The organism is Sporomusa sp. 246TCP1, from assembly GCF_057319775.1.
In genome coordinates this window covers 3,070,887-3,089,802 of record NZ_CM170492.1, presented here as the reverse complement: position 1 = coordinate 3,089,802, position 18,916 = coordinate 3,070,887, and the positions used below count along the sequence as shown (strand labels likewise).

Below are 18,916 nucleotides of genomic sequence, written 5' to 3'. Positions count from 1 at the left end.
AAAGCTTGGCATCTTTCAAGGTGCCAAATTTTAAGCCGTTATGCGGCAAAATATATGAGCAGGTTTTGGCAAATGTCTTGGGCAAGGCAAGGACAAAACCTGCGAGCAGCAACATCAAATACAAATTAGCAGAGGCGGTGGAAGTAGTGGGAGATGCTATATTTAGCTTATTTAAAGCGAACAGACCACAAGAACAACTTGACGATAATGATTATTTTGGAAGTATTACAAAAGGAAAAATGATTATTGATTTTTTGCAAAATATAGTAAATCATCCTAGTGCAGAGATACAGATGATTGCATTATATGGTTCTTGGGGACAAGGGAAAACATCATTAATAAAATGGATGAAAAATAAACTTGATAAAAAACAGGAATTCAAAACATTTTTCTTTGAAGCTTGGAAGTATGAAAAAGACATAAATTTATCATTATCGCTTTTTGATGTTATGTATGAAAGTGTTAATACAAGTAAATATGAAACAAATATTAAAAGTACAAGGGAAATATTAATTTCAATTTTATACGGTTTATCTAAAAGCTTTGTATTAGATTGTGGATTTTTAAAATTTAATCTCAAAGATTTAGTACAACATATAGAAACTGAAGAAAAAGGATTAGAAACATTTCATAAAAAGATACGAAAATTTAGTAATGATAAATGTCAATCGGGACGGTTCCGCCTGACAACGAAATTTTACTAATTCGTTTTGCCGATTATCGAGATTGTGACTCACGGGGACAAAGGAAGACAAGTATAATCCAGGTGATGGTTCCTGACTTGTAGAGAACGGAGTTATCGGCAACAAATTTTGCTCAGCAATAATACACAAAAAATAAAAACACCGCAAAGTAATAGCCAGTTAATATGGCTACTATTCTGCGGTGATCACATTTTTAAGCAGATAGATTATATCTCTCCACGCCAACGATTAGTTTTTCTGAGCCGCAATAAGTTCTGCAATTCCGGTCTCTTTTACTATTTTCGATAATTTTTTATTATCGGCTATCCATCTGTCACCAAAATCCTCTGGCCCTAGATAATGGACTGACATTCCCAGTTTCTCCATATTCTCTTTGAATTCAGGGTCATTGACCATTTCCCTTAGTCCGGATATCAGTCTGGCCTTTTCGGCTAGCGGCATTTCTTTGGGGGCTGCAAGTCCACTCCAAAAATTGAAAGCAACATTGATTCCCTGTTCTTTGAAGGTTGGCACATTCTCAAAGCCTGGGAGAGTTAATCTATTTTCCTCTGCAACTCCCAGTATTCTGATAGTACCGCTTTTTACATGTTCTTTTAAAGCCGCCGGATTATATACTCCAATAAGCTGCACATGCCCGCCCAAGAGAGCCGCAATAGCTTCCGATCCACCCCGGAACGGCACTTGCTTGATCGTAATACCGGCTTCTTTGGCAAACATTTCTTCCGTAATATGCACTGACGTACCCAGTCCTGAATGACCAACCTTGATTTCACCAGGATGCTGCTTGGCATAGCTAACTAATTCACTCAAGTTTTTCCATGGTTTATCAGCAAGAGTAGCCAGCATTACAGGTGAAGATACAACATTAACCAAAGGTTCCAAGGCAGAAGGATAATGGTATCTTGTCTGCCCATAAAGCGGTTGCAATATTACGCCCGTACCAACCATTCCAATTGTATAGCCATCAGGTTTGGCGCCAGCAAGTTCATTCATGCCGATGGTGGCTCCGCCGCCAGGCACATTGACTACCACCAGCGGCTGGCCCAGATGCTTATAGGCTGACTTTTCCAGCGCCCTTGCCAGTATGTCTGAGCTTGAACCGGCGGTAAACGGTACGATTATCGTAATGGGTTTTTCCGGATATTTTTCAGCAACCATACTTTCTTTTGCTCCCATGCTACAACCTCCTAGTGTGATTGTCATGCCTAATAGGCTGGTAATTCCGATAAGTAAAATCCGTTTTAAATTCACTAGCCTAGTCCCATCTCCTCTCATAGTGGCATCATGGAATGATGCTTTTTCTTGGGGATTTGCTTAGTTGGCATCACCTCTTGTAATTGTTTATTTCTTATAAAATTGTGTAATATTATAATTAATACCACAAAATAACATTAAATTCCTGCTTTTGACAAAAAAATAAATAGCCGTGTTAGACGGCTAATGGTATCTGTGAGACATAGAAATACAGGGATGCTGTGTGTTTTCTGGTAGATATCTTATTTTTGCTAATAAATCATTGCTTACGATTACCGGCACTTTCAAAGCTTGCCCAGGATAAATACTCGCGTTATTATCTATTTTATTTATCCGACGAATCTCATAAATGACTTCCCGGACATCGTCTTTATCTATAGTGTATTTATTGGTAATTTGTCAAACGGTATCTCCGGGTTTTACGTAGACCGACTCATACGCAGTAGTATCAAAAAAAGCACGAGCAACGGCCAGTGCCAGTATATCAAGATCTAAAAATAGTATGAATCGGACTAAAAGATAAAGTTTAAAAAAGTATAGCATGATTGATAATACAACCATGAAGATATATAATTTAGATGTCAAATTGTACATCACTTTTTTGGCCCAGCACTAAGCTGGGTATTTTTTTTTGCCTTCTGCCGAGTTTGGGGTTGGTGGACAATGTTTGCTAAGCCGCATCATTAAAACCGAAATTTGTGGAATTTATTAGAATCCCACAGGAGACAATAAAGTGCGGAGGTGTTATGTCGTGAATATCGAAATTCCACAGGATTCGTTCCGTTTATATTTTCGGGATATACCAGATATGCCGTTCGGCTGGCTGAAGTTGAAGCATGGAGATATCGTTTGTGATAAAACGCTAATCCTTGCTTTTTTGGACGAGGCAATTGAAAAACATCTAATCTGGACCATGGATCAGATCAGAATTTATTACGAGGACTGTCCTGACCATGAATTTGAAAGCCCAACAGAAGAAGAAATGGCGCGAGCTGTGGAAAACGCAAACGAGAACACTATTCACAAATTGGGCGAGCCTAATGTTCCATTACAGGTGTTTTTCGTCGTCTCGAAGGCCACAGGTGGGTCTGGATGCCGGAGCGCAGTGTTATCATTTGCGGCATAGGCCACATACGAGATTTGACCATTGCTGGATTGGAAAAAGGGGTTTTAAACGACTTAGACCGCTTCGATGTCATATATAAAAACAGCAAACCGCTACCTAAAAAAATGGATATAGACTCCTTGCTTGCCATGATGCGCGGCGAAGAGAGATAAAAAACCAGGACGCCGATTGCCGTATCCTGGTTTTTAGTCTTTTTCGGCCTCTTTTTTTTCCCACGCTTCGATAATTGACATTAGCATTTCGACCGGAACCTTCGCCTTTTCCGCGCGTGCTTTCATTACCGCATAGGCCGTCTTTTCGCCGTCACCCAGGGCGCACTTAAGAAGGACGGCTTCATCCATGTAAAAGTAATACATATCAACCTTTAAAGCCTTGGCAAACTTCGCGGCTGTTTCTGTTGCTGGAAACAGCTTTCCGTTTTCATAAAGGGAAATAGTGCTTTGCTTTACGCCGGTCAACTCTTGAAGCTGCACCATTGTGAGCTTTTTGGCTTTACGAAGCTCTTTTAATTTATGCCCAAGAAACTTCATCCTTCTCCCTCCCTACCGTGTTTGTACAATTATCACTTTAGTTATATTATACTCTTGTTATAGCGCAAGGTATAGGGAATATAATACCAGACTAATATCTATTGACGAAATATTAAATCTAGTATTATAATTTGGACATAGAGTTTGTGATTATGTTAACAAAACTAACTATGCTTCCGCATACTACTAAAACGTATAACGAAAAAGGAAAGAGCTTTTGAAGCAGCAACTACTAGACATTGGTGTCCCTGGTTTGCCTGCTGGAAGTCGTCTAGTTAATTTGAACAACTATATAGTAGTATGCAAATGATGAAATTCGTAGCTATTGTGGTAAATAAATAAGCGCAGCAAGGAGGTACATAACGGCGCCAAATATAGTATAGTGTCGGGGTTTATATCGAATCACTTCCAGTTGGGTTCTAAGATAGTATTCTCTTAGCTAATCCTGATTAGTGATAGGAAGGACGATAATGGAAGATATGATAAAGATGGATATTAAAGGTGTGATTCCCTGTCCAGCATGTGGCAAGGAATTTGTATTTGCATACTCAGACGCCAGGGGGCACGCTTCGGTGCCTTGTGTAAGATGTAGGAGAATATCAATGGTTGATTACGGGACACTGTTGGCAACACTAATGCCACCTTTGAGTCGAAAGAATAAAGTTGATGCTAAGTAAATAAGAGAACGAGCACTGATGACCATAGCAATTATGTTACTTAACTAGTAATTTTATTAGGCGTTTTTAAAATTTAATAAAGATTAATACTGACTGAGCCACTTAGGGGCGCTAAAGCCACCACAAGGCCGGGGTATTGCTAGAAAAGCGATACTTTGGGCCTTTTTTTATTTGACTTTTCAGGGCTTATTTAGTGCTGCCTTTTTTCTAGCTATCCGGCTAGATGAAAGGAGCACTAAATGAAAATCAAGTATGAATTTGTAACTGGTGAGATTGTAGAAATTGAGGTGGAAGACAACATCGGGGAGGTAATGGTCCAAATCGATAGAGATATTTATCGCAGCAACCGGCGCGAGACTAACAAGCACAATTCGGTTGAGGCACTGGAAAATAAAGGCATCCAACTTGCCGACGAGAGTATGGATATTCCTTTTTTCATTGAACAGCAAGAAACAACAGAGGCATTACATAATGCACTAGACAAGCTTCTCCCTCAGCAACGTGAATTGATTCAAAAAGTATTTTTCACAGGCAAGTCAATCTCCGAGATTGCTCGTGCTGAAGGTGTTGATGAGTCGTCGATTCGTGATCGCTTAAAGCGGATCTATAAAAAACTTAAAAATTTTTCAAAATAGACCCCCCGAATTGATGTTTCCCACTGCTTATATATAGAGGCACTTTTAAGAGCCTCAAAAATGAAGGAGGCAACATCTATGAAAACCATCACGATCACGATTTCCAGTTGCAGTCCAGCATCAATTGTTATCACAGATCAAAAGCCAGAAGACAAAGAAGCAAAAAGAAAAGCGACACTAGCGTACTTAGACGCAATGTTTAAGCCAGTACTGAAAGAAATGGGGAAGTAATTTTTATGAAGTTTATCTACATTTGTTCACCCCTGAAAGGTGATTTTGAACGAAATATTCGCAAAGCAAATGACTATTGTCGATTTGCGGTCAAACATTCGGTTGTACCAATCGCTCCGCACGCCATGTTTACTGGTTTCCTGGATGATACCATACCGGAGGAAAGGGAAATAGGGCTAACAATGGGGTTAGAACTACTAAAGTATTGTTCAGAAGTATGGGCGTTTGGCAACAGGATATCGGAAGGGATGCTGGCAGAAATGGAAGTAGCCAAGGAACTGAACATTCCAATTCGCTACTTTACGGACAAGTGTGAGGAGGTTGCCAATTGATGAGCAAACAAACACTGGCCCTTGAAATAGCAGCGGACTTACGCAATCTTGCCGCTCGTATTGAGGCTTACGCCAAGGAAGCACAAGCATCTGGGGATATACCCAAGGTTGAGCAAGCCCAAGCGGAAGCGCCAAAGCCGGAACCAATCCCTATTGAAAGAATACGAGCTATCCTTGCTGAAAAATCGCAGTCCGGAAAACAGCCAGAGGTCAAAGCCCTTATCACAAAGTTCGGAGCCAAGAAGTTAACAGATATTGATCCTGCCTGCTATGCAGAACTGCTTAAAGAAGCCGAGGTGCTCTAGTGGCCAAACACGCACTATTATCTGCGTCCAGTTCTCACCGCTGGCTGCATTGCACTCCTTCAGCAAGATTAGAGGAAACATTCGAAAATGTGACCAGCGTTTTTGCTGAAGAAGGAACTGCCGCCCATGAACTGGCTGAGCATAAGCTCCGTTTGTTTTTAGGACAACCATCCAAACGGCCAGTCAGTGACTTTGATGGTGAGGATTTAGAGTGCTACACCGATGTGTATGTGGATTTTGTGAGTGAATTAATCACTGAGGCACATGCAAGGTGTAAAGATCCAATCGTGTTAATCGAGCAAAAGCTAGACTTTTCCGAGTATGTGCAAGAAGGTTTTGGAACTGGCGACCTCGTGATTGTAGCAGATCATACCTTGGATGTAATTGATTACAAACATGGCAAAGGGGTACCTGTTTCCGCAGAGGATAATCCGCAGATGAAACTTTACGCGCTTGGAGCCTTAGCGCTTTTTGATAGTCTGTACGATATCCAGACGGTTCGCATGACAATATGCCAACCACGACTTGATAACATCTCTACTTGCGAGGTACCAGTGGACGAGCTTATCTACTGGGCTGAAACTGAACTTCGCCCCAAGGCAGAACTTGCTTTTAAAGGGGAAGGTGAGTTTGCGCCTGGAGCGCATTGCCGTTTTTGCCGAGCCAGGCAGACCTGCCGGGCTAGAGCCGAGTGTCATCTGGAATTGGCAAAACATGATTTTAAGCAACCAACTTTGCTAACAGATTATGAAATTGCTGAAGTGCTGTCTAGGGCTGAAGTAATTGCCGCATGGGTAGATGATGTAAGAGCTTATGCACTCACGGAAGCAGTAAAGAGCGGGAGGCAATGGCCGGGCTTTAAAATTGTTGAGGGTAGGAGTAATCGCAAATACGCAGACGAGGCTAAAGTGGCTGAGGTGCTGCTGGCAACAGGTACCTATAGTGAGAGCGATATATTCACCAAAGATTTACTCGGCATAACAGCGATGGAGAAACTGCTAGGAAAAAAGCAGTTCAATGGCTTGCTAGGTAACTTTATTCAAAGACCTTCAGGAAAACCATCCTTAGTGCCAATATCGGACAAGCGTCCGGAATTTAATACCGCAATAGCGGATTTCAAGGAGGAAATTTAATTATGGAAAATACAACCAAAGTGGTTACAGGCAAAGTGAGATTTAGCTACGCAAATGTATGGGAGCCGAAGTCAATCAACGGTGGCGATGAGAAGTACAGTGTGTCCCTTATCGTACCAAAGGTTGATACAAAGACTATCGCTGACATCAAGGCTGCAATCGAACAGGCAAAGAAAGACGGCGTTTCCAAGTTCGGCGGAAAAGTCCCGGCTAGCTTAAAGCTTCCGCTCCGGGACGGTGACGTGGACCGCCCAGATGATGAGGCCTACAAGGATTGCTGCTTTATCAACGCTAACAGTAAAGATTGGGGCGTCCCCCGCAAAATAGACAGGAAAAACCCAAGAATTTCTCAATATCTCAAAGCCATGCTCATTATTTCAACAAAGTCACTAACTTTTTTCGTATCGACGCGATAATTTTCCTGATTTCGCTACGACTCATCCCGGCTAAATCGAGATCAAATTCTATGTCGTCTACGAATATGTCGCCCATGGCCCAAATGTCCGACTTCTTTATCGTCCAACCTTTGATAAACTTGTGCTTGGGAGGCGATCCGGCCTGACGATAAGATTCAAGTAGCTTGAAATCAAACGCCGTATCGGTTTTGAGCTTGCGTTTTATTGTTCGTATAAACATGATAACAACCTCTTGTGAAATATAGTCACTACAGCCGATGTTTATAGTCACTACAATCATCAGTCTCTACATTCGCAATGTTTTGCACAATTGCCTACGCCGCCAAGGCGATTGAATAATATTCTTCCGGAGTTAGATAGCCGTTGGTTTCATGCAAGCGCTGTCGGTTGTAAAATATTTCAACATATTCAAAGACGGCAGCTCTTGCCTCATCTCTTGTCTTAAACCGATGCTCATTGAGCCATTCGTATTTCATTTTCCCCCAGAATGACTCCATTGGCGCGTTGTCCCAGCAGTTTCCCTTCCGCGACATACTGCAAGTGAACTTATATCTTTTCAGCAGCTTTTGGTAGTCGTGGGAGCAGTACTGGCTGCCTCGATCCGAATGAAGTAATACGTTTTCTGGCCGGCCCACCCGAAAATAAGCGCTCTTCAAAGCGTTTATCACTAGTTCTTTCGTCATTCTATCCCCCATAGATAAGCCTACTATCTTCTGTCCGCAAAGATCCATTATTCCAGCAACATATAGCCAACCTTCCTCAGTCCATACATAGGTAATATCGCTTACCATCTTCTGATTAGGTTTTTCTGCTGTGAACTCACGATTTAAGAGGTTTTCAGCTACCGGCAGGGTATGGTTAGAATTCGTAGTGGCCTTAAACTTCCTGGCTACTTTCGAGCGGATTCCTTCTTGTTTCATGATTCGTTCGACCCGCTTATGGTTTACATGATTGCCGAGTCGTCGTAGTTCCCGGGTCATCTTCCGGCTGCCACAGGTCCGATTCTTTCTTTCATGAATTTCTTTGATTTTTTCAGCTAATGCTTGATTTTCAAGCGTTCTATTGCTTGCCGGGCGTTTTTCCCATGCGTAATAAGCGCTTCTTGCAACAAAGAGCACTTCACATAGCTTCGCTACCCGATATTCATGGCGGTGTTCTGCGATAAACTCGAACCTTTTTACTTGAGGTTCTTGGCGAAGTACTGCGCCGCCTTTTTTAAAATCTCATTTTCCTCCCGCAGCTCACGAATTTCTCGTTCCAGCTTACGCATCTTTTCATCATCGTCGCTGAGCTTGCCGCTGCCGGGAAAAGGATTTACCGGTTTTTCACGGTGCCGCTTTATCCATCCGTGCATCGTATTTTCATTAACCCCAAGATCAGCAGCCACTTTAGCGACCGATTCACCCGTCTGCTCCAATCGTCGAATTGCTTCCATCTTATATTCTGCGCTGTACTTCTTAGCTTGCTTCATCTTTTCTATCCCCTCTCTGATATCAGTATACTATGTGTTTCTACTGTCCATCAAACGGGGTACGCGGCAGATCGACCTGGTATCGTAGATAAAAATGTGAAACCCATTCTTGACAGAGCGAACTGTACAGTGGCTGCTACGGTAGAGCAAGCATTACCTTCTATGCCTTTAACCAGAACGGGAACAAAGGGGTAGCTTGCGGTTTGCAAAATCTGCAGAAATTGACTGACGGCGAACCTCTTAGCGGACGCAGCAGAGCAGAAGACGATTTTGATGCTGCTGAGGACGATGACTTTTTAGCTTAGCTAATCAAATAGGGTCCGATGGCTTTCCTATCGGACCTATTACTTTTTTAAGGGGAATGGATATGAAAACGATGGAAGAGATTTGGAAAGATATACCTAGCTATGAAGGCCGATACCAAGCTAGCACCTTCGGGCGCATCAGGAGTATTGATCGTTGTATAACACAAATTGGGCGTGGAGGAAAACCCTTTACTCGTAAGTTGAAGGGGCGAATTCTAAGGCCAGGGCAATTTTGTAAATCTGGACACGTTAGTGTGACTCTGGGAAAGGGAACTTCAGGTAAACCAGTTCATCAACTTATATTGCTAACATTTCAAGGAGATAAGCCTTCTGATTGCTTAGATGTACGGCACATTGATGGTAATCCCAAAAACAATAGACTAGATAATCTCATATATGGAACCAGAACAGAGAATATCCTTGATACGTACCGACAAGGAAAGGCTTGGCGGAAGTTAACGCTTGAACAGGCTAGTGAGATAAAGAGAGCTCTTTCGCAAGGAATTAAGGGTCGTACGCTTGCTCGGCTTTATGGTTTGTCAGATACTACGGTTTCTCGTATTAAACTAGGTAGGTACTATGCATGGATCTCCTAAGTATTGATATTGAGAGCTATTCTAGTGTGGAACTAAAAAAGGCAGGAGTTTACCCCTACGCCGGTTCTCCTGACTTTGAAATTTTGCTCTTTGGCTATGCTGTGGATAATGAACCCATACACGTTGTAGACCTTGCGAGCGGCGAGGTCATACCGGATGAAATTATTGCTGCTATTACTGATCCGACAATTACTAAAACTGCGTTTAATGTTGCTTTTGAACGAGTTTGCATATCAAAGTATCTTGGACTATCAGACTACTTATCTGCCGAGTCCTGGCAATGCACTATGGTTCATTCGCTGTACTTAGGATTGCCAGCCAGTCTTGATAAGGTAGCAACAGTGCTGCAGGTAGGTGGAAAGCTGACCGAAGGCAAAGACTTAATCAAATATTTCTGTGTTCCCTGTAAACCAACCATCGCAAATGGAGGCAGGACCCGTAACCTACCGTACCATGATCCGGAAAAATGGGAACGGTTTAAGCAATATAACTTCCGTGATGTGGAAGTAGAACGGCAGGTTCGAACCATGCTTTCAAGGTTTCCCGTACCGGAAAACGAGTGGCGGTTATGGGCACTAGACCAACAGATTAATGATCGCGGTATTTTAGTCGATAGCAGTCTCGTTGACCATGCCATTCGCTGTGACGAACAGCACAAAGCTGAGGCGATAGAAGAAGCCATTCGTTTAACTGGGTTAGATAACCCCGGTAGTGTGTATCAATTAAAAAACTGGCTCTATGAGAAAGAAGGCCTGGAAGCCGAGAAGTTGACGAAAGATACTGTGCCGGAGCTTGTGAAAAAGACGGGCAGTAAAACCGTTAAGCGAGTGCTGGAACTAAGGCAAGAACTGGCCAAGACCTCTGTCAGAAAATACACGGCAGTAAAAAATGCTTTTTGTAAAGATAACCGGGTACGAGGACTTTTGCAATTTTATGGGGCTCGAACCGGAAGATGGTCAGGGCGTATTTTTCAGCCACAAAATCTACCTCGTATATCCTTATCCCACTTAGATTTGACTACAGCACGGAACCTACTCAAATCCGGCCAGTACGAAATGCTTGATGTGCTATATAAAAGTACGCCAGATGTGCTTTCACAACTTGTTAGAACCATCTTGATCGCAAACAAAGGTCATATTTTTCATGTCGTAGACTTTAACTCCATTGAGGCTTTGCTTCTAGCTTACTACGCAGGTGAAAACTGGGCGATGGACGTGTTTTATGCAGGCGGTGATATTTATGCGCATACCGCGAGCCGCATGTATGATATGTCAGTAACAGTCATTACCAAGGAAAGCGCCGAAAGGGCACGCGGAAAACTTGGTTGCCTCGCCTGTGGTTATCAAGGCAGTATCGGGGCCATTCAGAAATTCATAAAACCAGGTGAGATGACAGAAGACGAAATGAAGGAGATCGTATATGGATGGCGTGAGGCTAACCCCAACATCGTAAAGTTCTGGAGACAGTTCGAAGAGGCTGCAAGAGAGGCAATCGCTACAAAAACGTCCGTTCCGGTAACAAAAGGAATTGGCTTTAAAGTCCAAAGTGGCATGCTCTTTATGCATTTACCAAGTGGACGGCGATTGTCGTACCCAAAGGTCAGGATTGAGCCTCACCCCGTCTATGGCTGGGATGCTATCAGTTTCGAAGGCATAAACAGCGTGACGAAAAAATGGGGAAAGCAATTTACCTATTCAGGCAAGTTGGTGGAAAATGCCATCCAGGCCATAGCCAGAGATTGTTTGGCAGAAGCCATGCAACGGGCCGAAGCGGCAGGTTACCCCATTTTATTGACTGTCCATGACGAGCTGATCACCCAAACTATCGACAATTTTGGAAGCGCCAAAGAGTTGGCAGAGATAGTAACTCAGCCAATATCATGGGCACCAGGACTCAAGTTTCGCGCTAGCGGGGATTCCTCAAGCTACTACTGTAAATAAGGAAGGATGGATTAATGATATTTGACTCAATCCCTAAGACACTTCGTGAGCTGCCTCGCTGGATTTGGTGGGATAAAGATAAAAAACCGCGCAGTGCTGTAACCGGCAAGCAAACAGACCCAACCAACCTAGCTAACGGAGTTTCGTATGAAGAAGCAGTAGATTTTATGATGATGGAACTCAATGCCAGTGGTCTTGGCTTCCTTCTTGGAGACGGCATTGTCGGGGTCGATATTGACGGAGCCTATGACGACAGCGGTCACCTAAACCAAGATGCCGCAGATATCATTGAAATGCTTAAACCCTGCTATGTGGAACGCTCACCTAGCGGCAGAGGCGTCCATATTCTTGGGTTTGGAGAAAAGAATACATCACTGTGTAAGAAACCTTTAACCAATTCCAAGCTATTAGAAGTCTACGATAAAGCACGTTACTTTACTGTTACCGGCAATAAACTGCCTGAGTCTGAACCTGACATAACTGACTTTACGTCAAGACTAGCTACTCTCTGTGATACATTCCTCCCGGAAACGGTCAAAGGGAAAGCAGTTGTAGCTAATACTGACGATGCATGGACAGACGAAGAAGTCATTGCTTCAATTCAATCATCGCCAACACACTCGTTTGTTTTTCATGACCTGTGGAATGGCGATCTGTCTCGGTATAACGGCGATGCATCAAGCGCCGATGCTGCCTTGGTGGAACGGTTGCTATTTTTCAGCGGTGGGAATGAAGAACAGGTAGACAGGCTATTTCGGCAATCAAGCCTGATGCGCGATAAATGGGATGAGATGCGCGGTAAGCAAACCTACGGACAACTAACCATAGTCCGCATCAAACAACAGATGACTGTGTTCCGATCCAAACAACGGCCATTAACCGAAGTCGGGGTTGCCGAGAGAATGGCGGATCACTATGGTGACAGCATTAAGTATTGTCACGATTGGGGGAAATGGCTCATATGGGACGAAACAAGGTGGGACATCGACAGAACTAATCAGATTCAATCTATGGCGGTACAGATGATTCGTTCCATACCACGGGAAGCCAAGGCCATGGATGAAGAGACACAAAAAGCTTATGTAAAGTTTTCACGAGGGCTTGAAAAGAATACCGCTGTAGGAAACGTGCTTCGGCAGGCAGAGCGAATGGTTCCTGTATTGTCCAACAATCTAGACTCAAATCTTTGGTTATTAAACTGCCTCAATGGAACGCTCGACCTTACGAGCGGAAAGCTCTATCCCCATAACCCCAAAGACCTCAACACCAAACGAGTACCTGTTATATATGATCCTAAAGCAAAATGCCCGCGCTTTGACGAGTTTCTTCAAACGGTGCTATGCGGTAATGAAGAACTGATCGAATTTATTCTACAGTACATGGGCATTACCTTAACCGGCTCCATCCGAGAGCAGTGTTTTGTGGTACTGTACGGGCAAGGCGATAACGGTAAAAGTGTTCTCTTAAACATCATCCGGGCGCTCATGGGAGATTACGGCAAAGCCGCCCCGCCCAACGTTTTTCTAGAGAAAAAGCATGGTGATGGGATTCCCAATGACTTGGCAGACCTCCAAGGTGCTCGGTTTGTCGTAGATATTGAAACCAAAGAGAGAATCCACTTTAACGAGCAACGTATCAAAGCAGTGACCGGCGGAGAGCCAGTCAAAGCACGGTTTTTGAACAAGGAGTTCTTTGAATATGTACCCCAGATGAAACTATGGATTGCCAGTAACCATAGACCTACCATTAGTGGAATGGATAAAGGCATATGGCGGCGGATTAGGCTAGTCCCTTTTAACGCAGTTATTTCAGATAACAAGAAAATTAAAGACTTAGATAAGATTATCATCCACAGAGAATTACCGGGAATATTGCGGAAAGCAATACAAGGAGCACTCAGTTGGCAGAAGGCAGGTAAACTTGTTTCACCCGAAATTGTTCGGCTAACTACGGCAGAGTATCAAAAAGACATGGATATTTTGGGCCAATTCATTGAGGAGTGCTGCGAAGTTGGAACAGACAATTCGGTTATGAAAGATGAACTGTACCAATCGTACCGTAGTTGGGCAATCAGTGCTGGGCAAAAGTTCCCGCTCACATCGGTCATGTTTGGCATCAAAATGAAAGAACGAAACCTGTTCGGGGAACGCAAGCATAGAGGTCTTAATGGAAGATATTCTTGGGAAGGTATGGGGCGTCCCCCGCAAAATAGACAGGAAAAACCCAAGAATTTCTCAATATCTCAAAGCCATGCTCATTATTTCAACAAAGTCACTAACTTTTTTCGTATCGACGCGATAATTTTCCTGATTTCGCTACGACTCATCCCGGCTAAATCGAGATCAAATTCTATGTCGTCTACGAATATGTCGCCCATGGCCCAAATGTCCGACTTCTTTATCGTCCAACCTTTGATAAACTTGTGCTTGGGAGGCGATCCGGCCTGACGATAAGATTCAAGTAGCTTGAAATCAAACGCCGTATCGGTTTTGAGCTTGCGTTTTATTGTTCGTATAAACATGATAACAACCTCTTGTGAAATATAGTCACTACAGCCGATGTTTATAGTCACTACAATCATCAGTCTCTACATTCGCAATGTTTTGCACAATTGCCTACGCCGCCAAGGCGATTGAATAATATTCTTCCGGAGTTAGATAGCCGTTGGTTTCATGCAAGCGCTGTCGGTTGTAAAATATTTCAACATATTCAAAGACGGCAGCTCTTGCCTCATCTCTTGTCTTAAACCGATGCTCATTGAGCCATTCGTATTTCATTTTCCCCCAGAATGACTCCATTGGCGCGTTGTCCCAGCAGTTTCCCTTCCGCGACATACTGCAAGTGAACTTATATCTTTTCAGCAGCTTTTGGTAGTCGTGGGAGCAGTACTGGCTGCCTCGATCCGAATGAAGTAATACGTTTTCTGGCCGGCCCACCCGAAAATAAGCGCTCTTCAAAGCGTTTATCACTAGTTCTTTCGTCATTCTATCCCCCATAGATAAGCCTACTATCTTCTGTCCGCAAAGATCCATTATTCCAGCAACATATAGCCAACCTTCCTCAGTCCATACATAGGTAATATCGCTTACCATCTTCTGATTAGGTTTTTCTGCTGTGAACTCACGATTTAAGAGGTTTTCAGCTACCGGCAGGGTATGGTTAGAATTCGTAGTGGCCTTAAACTTCCTGGCTACTTTCGAGCGGATTCCTTCTTGTTTCATGATTCGTTCGACCCGCTTATGGTTTACATGATTGCCGAGTCGTCGTAGTTCCCGGGTCATCTTCCGGCTGCCACAGGTCCGATTCTTTCTTTCATGAATTTCTTTGATTTTTTCAGCTAATGCTTGATTTTCAAGCGTTCTATTGCTTGCCGGGCGTTTTTCCCATGCGTAATAAGCGCTTCTTGCAACAAAGAGCACTTCACATAGCTTCGCTACCCGATATTCATGGCGGTGTTCTGCGATAAACTCGAACCTTTTTACTTGAGGTTCTTGGCGAAGTACTGCGCCGCCTTTTTTAAAATCTCATTTTCCTCCCGCAGCTCACGAATTTCTCGTTCCAGCTTACGCATCTTTTCATCATCGTCGCTGAGCTTGCCGCTGCCGGGAAAAGGATTTACCGGTTTTTCACGGTGCCGCTTTATCCATCCGTGCATCGTATTTTCATTAACCCCAAGATCAGCAGCCACTTTAGCGACCGATTCACCCGTCTGCTCCAATCGTCGAATTGCTTCCATCTTATATTCTGCGCTGTACTTCTTAGCTTGCTTCATCTTTTCTATCCCCTCTCTGATATCAGTATACTATGTGTTTCTACTGTCCATCAAACGGGGTACGCGGCAGTATTAAGCTAAAAGTAACAGACAACTTTCTGCAATAAGCCTGTACCATTGGTGCACTTGGTGCTTATCCATCAAAACCCTTATAGAATCCGGACTGCACCAAATGCACCATAATTATTTTCGCTGTAGTGCTGATTTAAGAAAACTCACCAAGAAACACTGGGTTTGTACCAAGCAGATAGTGGCTTAAAACTCTTGCGCCATAAGGATTAGACCAACTACACCATTATTATTCTTTTTATTTACCATGGTAAGTAAAAGTAAAGATAAATAAAAGTATATATATATATAAAGAGGAAAAAGTCTGGTTCTCTGGTGCAAATCCAATAAAATCAAGGGTTTAAGGCATTTATCCCTGGTCGGCCATGGTGCAACCTTCGTGATTAAGGAGATTTGCATGTTAGAACGCACGATTGAACGTAAATTGAAACAACGCATAAAGGCACAAGGAGGTTTGGCTTTGAAGTTTGTATCGCCGGGAATGGTTGGGGTGCCGGATCGAATTGTGATAACGCCGAATGGACAAGTAAGGTTTGTAGAATTAAAGGCACCTGGCAAGAAGCTATCACTCAGGCAAATAAAAATAGCTTGTCGGTTAGCGGCAGTAGGACACCAGGTTTGGGTTATTGATTGTGATGAAAAAATAACAGAATTTATGCAGGAGGTATTCGGTGAGTGAAATATACTCCACATCACTATCAAACCTATGCGGCTGAGAAAATCATCGAAGAGCCTGCCTTTGGACTCTTTTTAGACTGCGGTATGGGCAAAACAGTCGTCACGTTAACTGCCGTTCTTGATTTGCTGCATGATTACTTTGATGTGGTGCGGGTCCTTGTGATTGCCCCTCTGCGGGTAGCGGAGGATACGTGGAGTAAGGAGTGTGAGAAGTGGCAGCATTTAAAGCATCTGCGAATATCCAAAATCCTCGGCAGTGAGCAGCAAAGAAGTAAAGCGGTAAATACAATAGCTGATATTTATATCATCAACCGGGAAAACGTCGAATGGCTTGTTACTTTTCACGGCAAAAATTGGCCTTACGATATGGTCATTTTGGACGAGTTATCCAGCTTCAAGTCGGTAGGTGCCAAACGGTTTAAGGCACTGAAAAAAGTACGACCACTGATTAAACGAGTTGTTGGACTTACAGGAACACCAGCACCTAATGGACTTCTTGACTTGTGGCCGCAGCTATATCTTTTAGACCGCGGCGAACGGTTGGGTAAAACATTAACTGGTTACCGCGAACAATATTTTGTCCCCGACAAACGGAATCAGAATGTCGTATTCAGTTACAAAACAAAAAAAGGTTCAGAGGATTCCATATACGAAAAAATATCCGACATTTGCATGAGCATGAAAGCTTGCGATTATCTGACAATGCCAGAGCGCATAGACAATGTAGTGGAAGTACAATTGCCGGAGAAGGAAGCAGCGCTGTATAAGCGGATGGAAAAAGATATGCTGCTACCTTTCGAAGGTGGTGACATCGATGCCGTTAATGCTCCAGCTTTGAGTAATAAGCTTCTCCAGATGGCAAACGGTGCAGTGTATGACGAAAACAAAACTGTTAAGGTCATTCACAACAAGAAGCTCGATGCGCTAGAGGATTTGATTGAAGCAGCTAATGGTAAACCAGTGTTAGTCTTTTATAGCTTCCTCCACGATAAGGAACGGATTTCAGAACGATTTTCTGTGACTGAGATGAAAACGTCTGAGGATATCTCAAGGTGGAATGAAGGCAAGATTCCTATCGCTATTGCCCACCCGGCTTCCGCTGGCCATGGCCTCAATCTTCAGGCTGGCGGTAGCACAGTAATTTGGTTTGGGTTGACTTGGAGTCTGGAGTTATATCAGCAAGCCAACGCAAGACTCTGGCGGCAGGGGCAAAAAGAGACGGTTATCATTCATCACCTTGTGGCTGCTGGAACCATCGACGAGCAAGTAATGTCATCACTGAACCAAAAAGAAATAGGACAAGCATCGCTAATGAATGCAATCAAAGCAAGAATAGGAGCAGTGGCATAAGATGAACATGTTACCGATTAATGCCGAATGGAAACGACGAATAAAATGGGAGAGCCAACAGAATATGAGACAAAAGTCCGCAGGAAAATTGTGTGAACAAATCAAATGCCTAAAACAAAAGGTGGACAACAAAGCAGCAATAATTCAAACGGCAGTCAGAGAAAGAAAGTGAGCAGTAAAATATGAACGTCAAGCAATACTTATCACAGGCCTTTTGGTTGGATAAAAGAATTAACAGTAAGCTGGAGCATGTAGTTTCACTTAAGGAAATGGCTACCAAAGCTACTGCCAGCATTCATGCAGAGCGTGTCAGTGGTACAACTCAGCACAGTCCAATGGAGAATGCCATTATTAAACTTATAGACTTGGAACATGAGATTAATGATGATATCGATAAGTTAGTGGATTTGAAGCGAGAAATTATTACTGTAATACAATCCGTGAAAGAGCCGGAATATCAATTGCTGTTAGAACTACGATATCTTAGATACGAAAGTTGGGAAGATATTGCGGAAAAGATGAATTATAGCTGGCGTAACATTCATTATCTTCACGCCAAAGCTTTAAAAGCAATTAACCTCAATATATCTTTGCATAGTTTTGCACATAACATCCGTCGTATAATATAAACTGAAAAAGAAATATGGAGACGCCCCGGAAAGCACTATTCCGGGGCGTTCGTTATAACTTAACTGTAAAACCTGTAGTTTGATTACTGACAATGTTTTTAACGAAAAGCGGAGTTGATTAGATAGATGCCAACAAAACCTAAGAAACCATGTAAACATCCGGGGTGCCCACTCCTAACGGCAGGTACCTATTGCGAGTTCCATATCAAATTACATACAAATGACCGAGCCAGTGCTCATGAGCGTGGCTACAGCAGTCGATGGCAAAAAGCTAGAGGTCAGTTCTTGAAAGCTAATCCTCTTTGCAAAGAGTGCCAAAGCCAAGGTAAGTTAACACCGGCCACAGTGGTGGATCATGTCAAAGCCCATCGAGGAGATAAGAATCTGTTTTGGGATGAAAGTAACTGGCAACCGCTTTGTAAAAAATGTCATGACAAGAAGACCGGAATGAGGGACCAGCATCCCGTCTACCGATATTAAGTGTAAACTTGTAAACAAATACACGAAACAATGTATGGCGAAAACGGGCGTAGGGGGGAGATAATCGTCGTAATAGGTAGCTAGAAGACCGCCGCCCCCCTTCGCGCGAAATTTCGCATAATAAACAAGAGGGGGGATAGGAAACCCCACCAATTTTGAGGCACGCAGACCTTGTAGTTACAGGGTTCAAGCGTGCTATTTATTTTGCGTAAAAGTATAAATTAAAAAATTTCCTAACAAAAAAAGATCCTGTACATATCCAGGATCACTTGGCATAGGTAGT

The 18,916-nt window shown here is 43.1% G+C and carries 20 protein-coding genes and 2 pseudogenes; 17 read left to right on the top strand and 5 right to left on the bottom strand.

The window, feature by feature from the left end:
• Positions 1–20 precede the first annotated feature (20 nt).
• The gene (locus tag AC1ECB_RS14690; protein WP_485664484.1) at positions 21–704 is read left to right on the top strand and encodes a P-loop NTPase fold protein; all 684 of its coding nucleotides are present in this window, start codon (positions 21–23) and stop codon (positions 702–704) included.
• A 228-nt stretch (positions 705–932) separates the two neighbouring features.
• Here AC1ECB_RS14690 and AC1ECB_RS14685 read toward each other — a convergent pair whose 3' ends face one another.
• Positions 933–1,880: a Bug family tripartite tricarboxylate transporter substrate binding protein gene (locus tag AC1ECB_RS14685; protein ID WP_485664483.1), complete on the bottom strand. Its 948-nt coding sequence runs from the start codon at positions 1,878–1,880 to the stop codon at positions 933–935.
• Between the two features lie 829 nt (positions 1,881–2,709).
• Here AC1ECB_RS14685 and AC1ECB_RS14680 point away from each other — a divergent pair.
• On the top strand, positions 2,710–3,084 hold the full coding sequence (locus AC1ECB_RS14680; protein ID WP_485664482.1) for a hypothetical protein: 375 nt from the start codon (positions 2,710–2,712) through the stop codon (positions 3,082–3,084).
• Complete coding sequence (locus tag AC1ECB_RS14675; RefSeq protein WP_485664481.1) at positions 3,051–3,236, top strand: hypothetical protein; 186 nt, start codon at positions 3,051–3,053, stop codon at positions 3,234–3,236. The genes AC1ECB_RS14680 and AC1ECB_RS14675 overlap by 34 nt, the downstream gene beginning before the upstream one ends.
• 33 nt (positions 3,237–3,269) lie before the next feature.
• On the opposite strand, the gene AC1ECB_RS14670 is transcribed toward AC1ECB_RS14675, so the two are convergent.
• Positions 3,270–3,614, bottom strand: a complete 345-nt coding sequence (locus AC1ECB_RS14670; protein WP_485664480.1) for a helix-turn-helix domain-containing protein — start codon at positions 3,612–3,614, stop codon at positions 3,270–3,272.
• Positions 3,615–4,530: 916 nt separating this feature from the next.
• On the opposite strand from AC1ECB_RS14670, the gene AC1ECB_RS14665 reads away from it, so the two are divergent.
• The 6 genes and pseudogenes from AC1ECB_RS14665 to AC1ECB_RS14640 form a co-directional block, all read left to right on the top strand.
• Positions 4,531–4,926: an RNA polymerase sigma factor gene (locus AC1ECB_RS14665; RefSeq protein ID WP_485664479.1), complete on the top strand. Its 396-nt coding sequence runs from the start codon at positions 4,531–4,533 to the stop codon at positions 4,924–4,926.
• A gap of 78 nt (positions 4,927–5,004) precedes the next feature.
• A complete protein-coding gene (locus AC1ECB_RS14660) occupies positions 5,005–5,157 on the top strand; it encodes a hypothetical protein (protein WP_485664478.1) in 153 nt (50 codons plus the stop codon).
• A gap of 5 nt (positions 5,158–5,162) precedes the next feature.
• A complete protein-coding gene (locus AC1ECB_RS14655) occupies positions 5,163–5,489 on the top strand; it encodes a DUF7768 domain-containing protein (protein WP_485664477.1) in 327 nt (108 codons plus the stop codon).
• Positions 5,489–5,794 (top strand): hypothetical protein, encoded by a 306-nt coding sequence (locus tag AC1ECB_RS14650; protein WP_485664476.1) that lies wholly within the window; start codon positions 5,489–5,491, stop codon positions 5,792–5,794. Before AC1ECB_RS14655 ends, AC1ECB_RS14650 begins: the two co-directional genes overlap by 1 nt.
• Positions 5,794–6,927, top strand: coding sequence for a DUF2800 domain-containing protein (locus tag AC1ECB_RS14645; RefSeq protein WP_485664475.1), 1,134 nt, complete (start codon positions 5,794–5,796; stop codon positions 6,925–6,927). The genes AC1ECB_RS14650 and AC1ECB_RS14645 overlap by 1 nt, the downstream gene beginning before the upstream one ends.
• A gap of 2 nt (positions 6,928–6,929) precedes the next feature.
• Positions 6,930–7,262 (top strand): annotated as a pseudogene (locus AC1ECB_RS14640) (DUF2815 family protein); the annotation flags it as partial.
• A 37-nt stretch (positions 7,263–7,299) separates the two neighbouring features.
• On the opposite strand, the gene AC1ECB_RS14635 reads toward AC1ECB_RS14640, so the two are convergent.
• Both AC1ECB_RS14635 and AC1ECB_RS14630 read right to left on the bottom strand, forming a co-directional pair.
• Positions 7,300–7,623: a hypothetical protein gene (locus tag AC1ECB_RS14635; RefSeq protein ID WP_485664417.1), complete on the bottom strand. Its 324-nt coding sequence runs from the start codon at positions 7,621–7,623 to the stop codon at positions 7,300–7,302.
• 34 nt (positions 7,624–7,657) lie between these two features.
• A protein-coding gene (locus AC1ECB_RS14630; protein ID WP_485669255.1) for an IS3 family transposase occupies positions 7,658–8,823 on the bottom strand; the annotation gives its coding sequence in 2 pieces (ribosomal slippage) (positions 7,658–8,550 and positions 8,550–8,823; 1,167 coding nt in all).
• 54 nt (positions 8,824–8,877) lie between these two features.
• On the opposite strand from AC1ECB_RS14630, the pseudogene AC1ECB_RS14625 reads away from it, so the two are divergent.
• The 4 genes and pseudogenes from AC1ECB_RS14625 to AC1ECB_RS14610 form a co-directional block, all read left to right on the top strand.
• Positions 8,878–9,119 (top strand): annotated as a pseudogene (locus tag AC1ECB_RS14625) (ssDNA-binding protein); the annotation flags it as partial.
• A gap of 62 nt (positions 9,120–9,181) precedes the next feature.
• Entirely contained in the window at positions 9,182–9,715 is a 534-nt protein-coding gene (locus AC1ECB_RS14620; protein ID WP_485664474.1) for an NUMOD4 domain-containing protein, read from the top strand.
• The gene (locus AC1ECB_RS14615; RefSeq protein ID WP_485664473.1) at positions 9,703–11,655 is read left to right on the top strand and encodes a DNA polymerase; all 1,953 of its coding nucleotides are present in this window, start codon (positions 9,703–9,705) and stop codon (positions 11,653–11,655) included. The genes AC1ECB_RS14620 and AC1ECB_RS14615 overlap by 13 nt, the downstream gene beginning before the upstream one ends.
• Positions 11,656–11,669: 14 nt before the next feature.
• Positions 11,670–14,102 carry a phage/plasmid primase, P4 family gene (locus AC1ECB_RS14610; RefSeq protein WP_485664472.1) on the top strand — a complete coding sequence of 811 codons (2,433 nt, stop codon included), beginning with the start codon at positions 11,670–11,672 and terminating at the stop codon, positions 14,100–14,102.
• Positions 14,103–14,270: 168 nt separating this feature from the next.
• Here the strand turns inward: AC1ECB_RS14610 and AC1ECB_RS14605 are convergent.
• Positions 14,271–15,436, bottom strand: a protein-coding gene (locus AC1ECB_RS14605; protein ID WP_485669255.1) for an IS3 family transposase whose coding sequence is annotated in 2 segments (ribosomal slippage) — positions 14,271–15,163 and positions 15,163–15,436 — 1,167 coding nt in all. Because the reading frame shifts where the segments join, the coding sequence is not laid out codon by codon here.
• A 457-nt stretch (positions 15,437–15,893) separates the two neighbouring features.
• On the opposite strand from AC1ECB_RS14605, the gene AC1ECB_RS14600 reads away from it, so the two are divergent.
• The 4 genes from AC1ECB_RS14600 to AC1ECB_RS14585 all read left to right on the top strand — a co-directional run bounded on the left by AC1ECB_RS14600 (position 15,894) and on the right by AC1ECB_RS14585 (position 18,633).
• The gene (locus AC1ECB_RS14600; RefSeq protein ID WP_485664471.1) at positions 15,894–16,175 is read left to right on the top strand and encodes a VRR-NUC domain-containing protein; all 282 of its coding nucleotides are present in this window, start codon (positions 15,894–15,896) and stop codon (positions 16,173–16,175) included.
• Complete coding sequence (locus AC1ECB_RS14595) at positions 16,172–17,524, top strand: SNF2-related protein (protein WP_485664470.1); 1,353 nt, start codon at positions 16,172–16,174, stop codon at positions 17,522–17,524. Before AC1ECB_RS14600 ends, AC1ECB_RS14595 begins: the two co-directional genes overlap by 4 nt.
• Before the next feature lie 182 nt (positions 17,525–17,706).
• Positions 17,707–18,153 carry a DUF1492 domain-containing protein gene (locus tag AC1ECB_RS14590; RefSeq protein WP_485664469.1) on the top strand — a complete coding sequence of 149 codons (447 nt, stop codon included), beginning with the start codon at positions 17,707–17,709 and terminating at the stop codon, positions 18,151–18,153.
• Positions 18,154–18,279: 126 nt separating this feature from the next.
• Positions 18,280–18,633 (top strand): HNH endonuclease, encoded by a 354-nt coding sequence (locus tag AC1ECB_RS14585; protein WP_485664468.1) that lies wholly within the window; start codon positions 18,280–18,282, stop codon positions 18,631–18,633.
• Positions 18,634–18,916 lie beyond the last annotated feature (283 nt).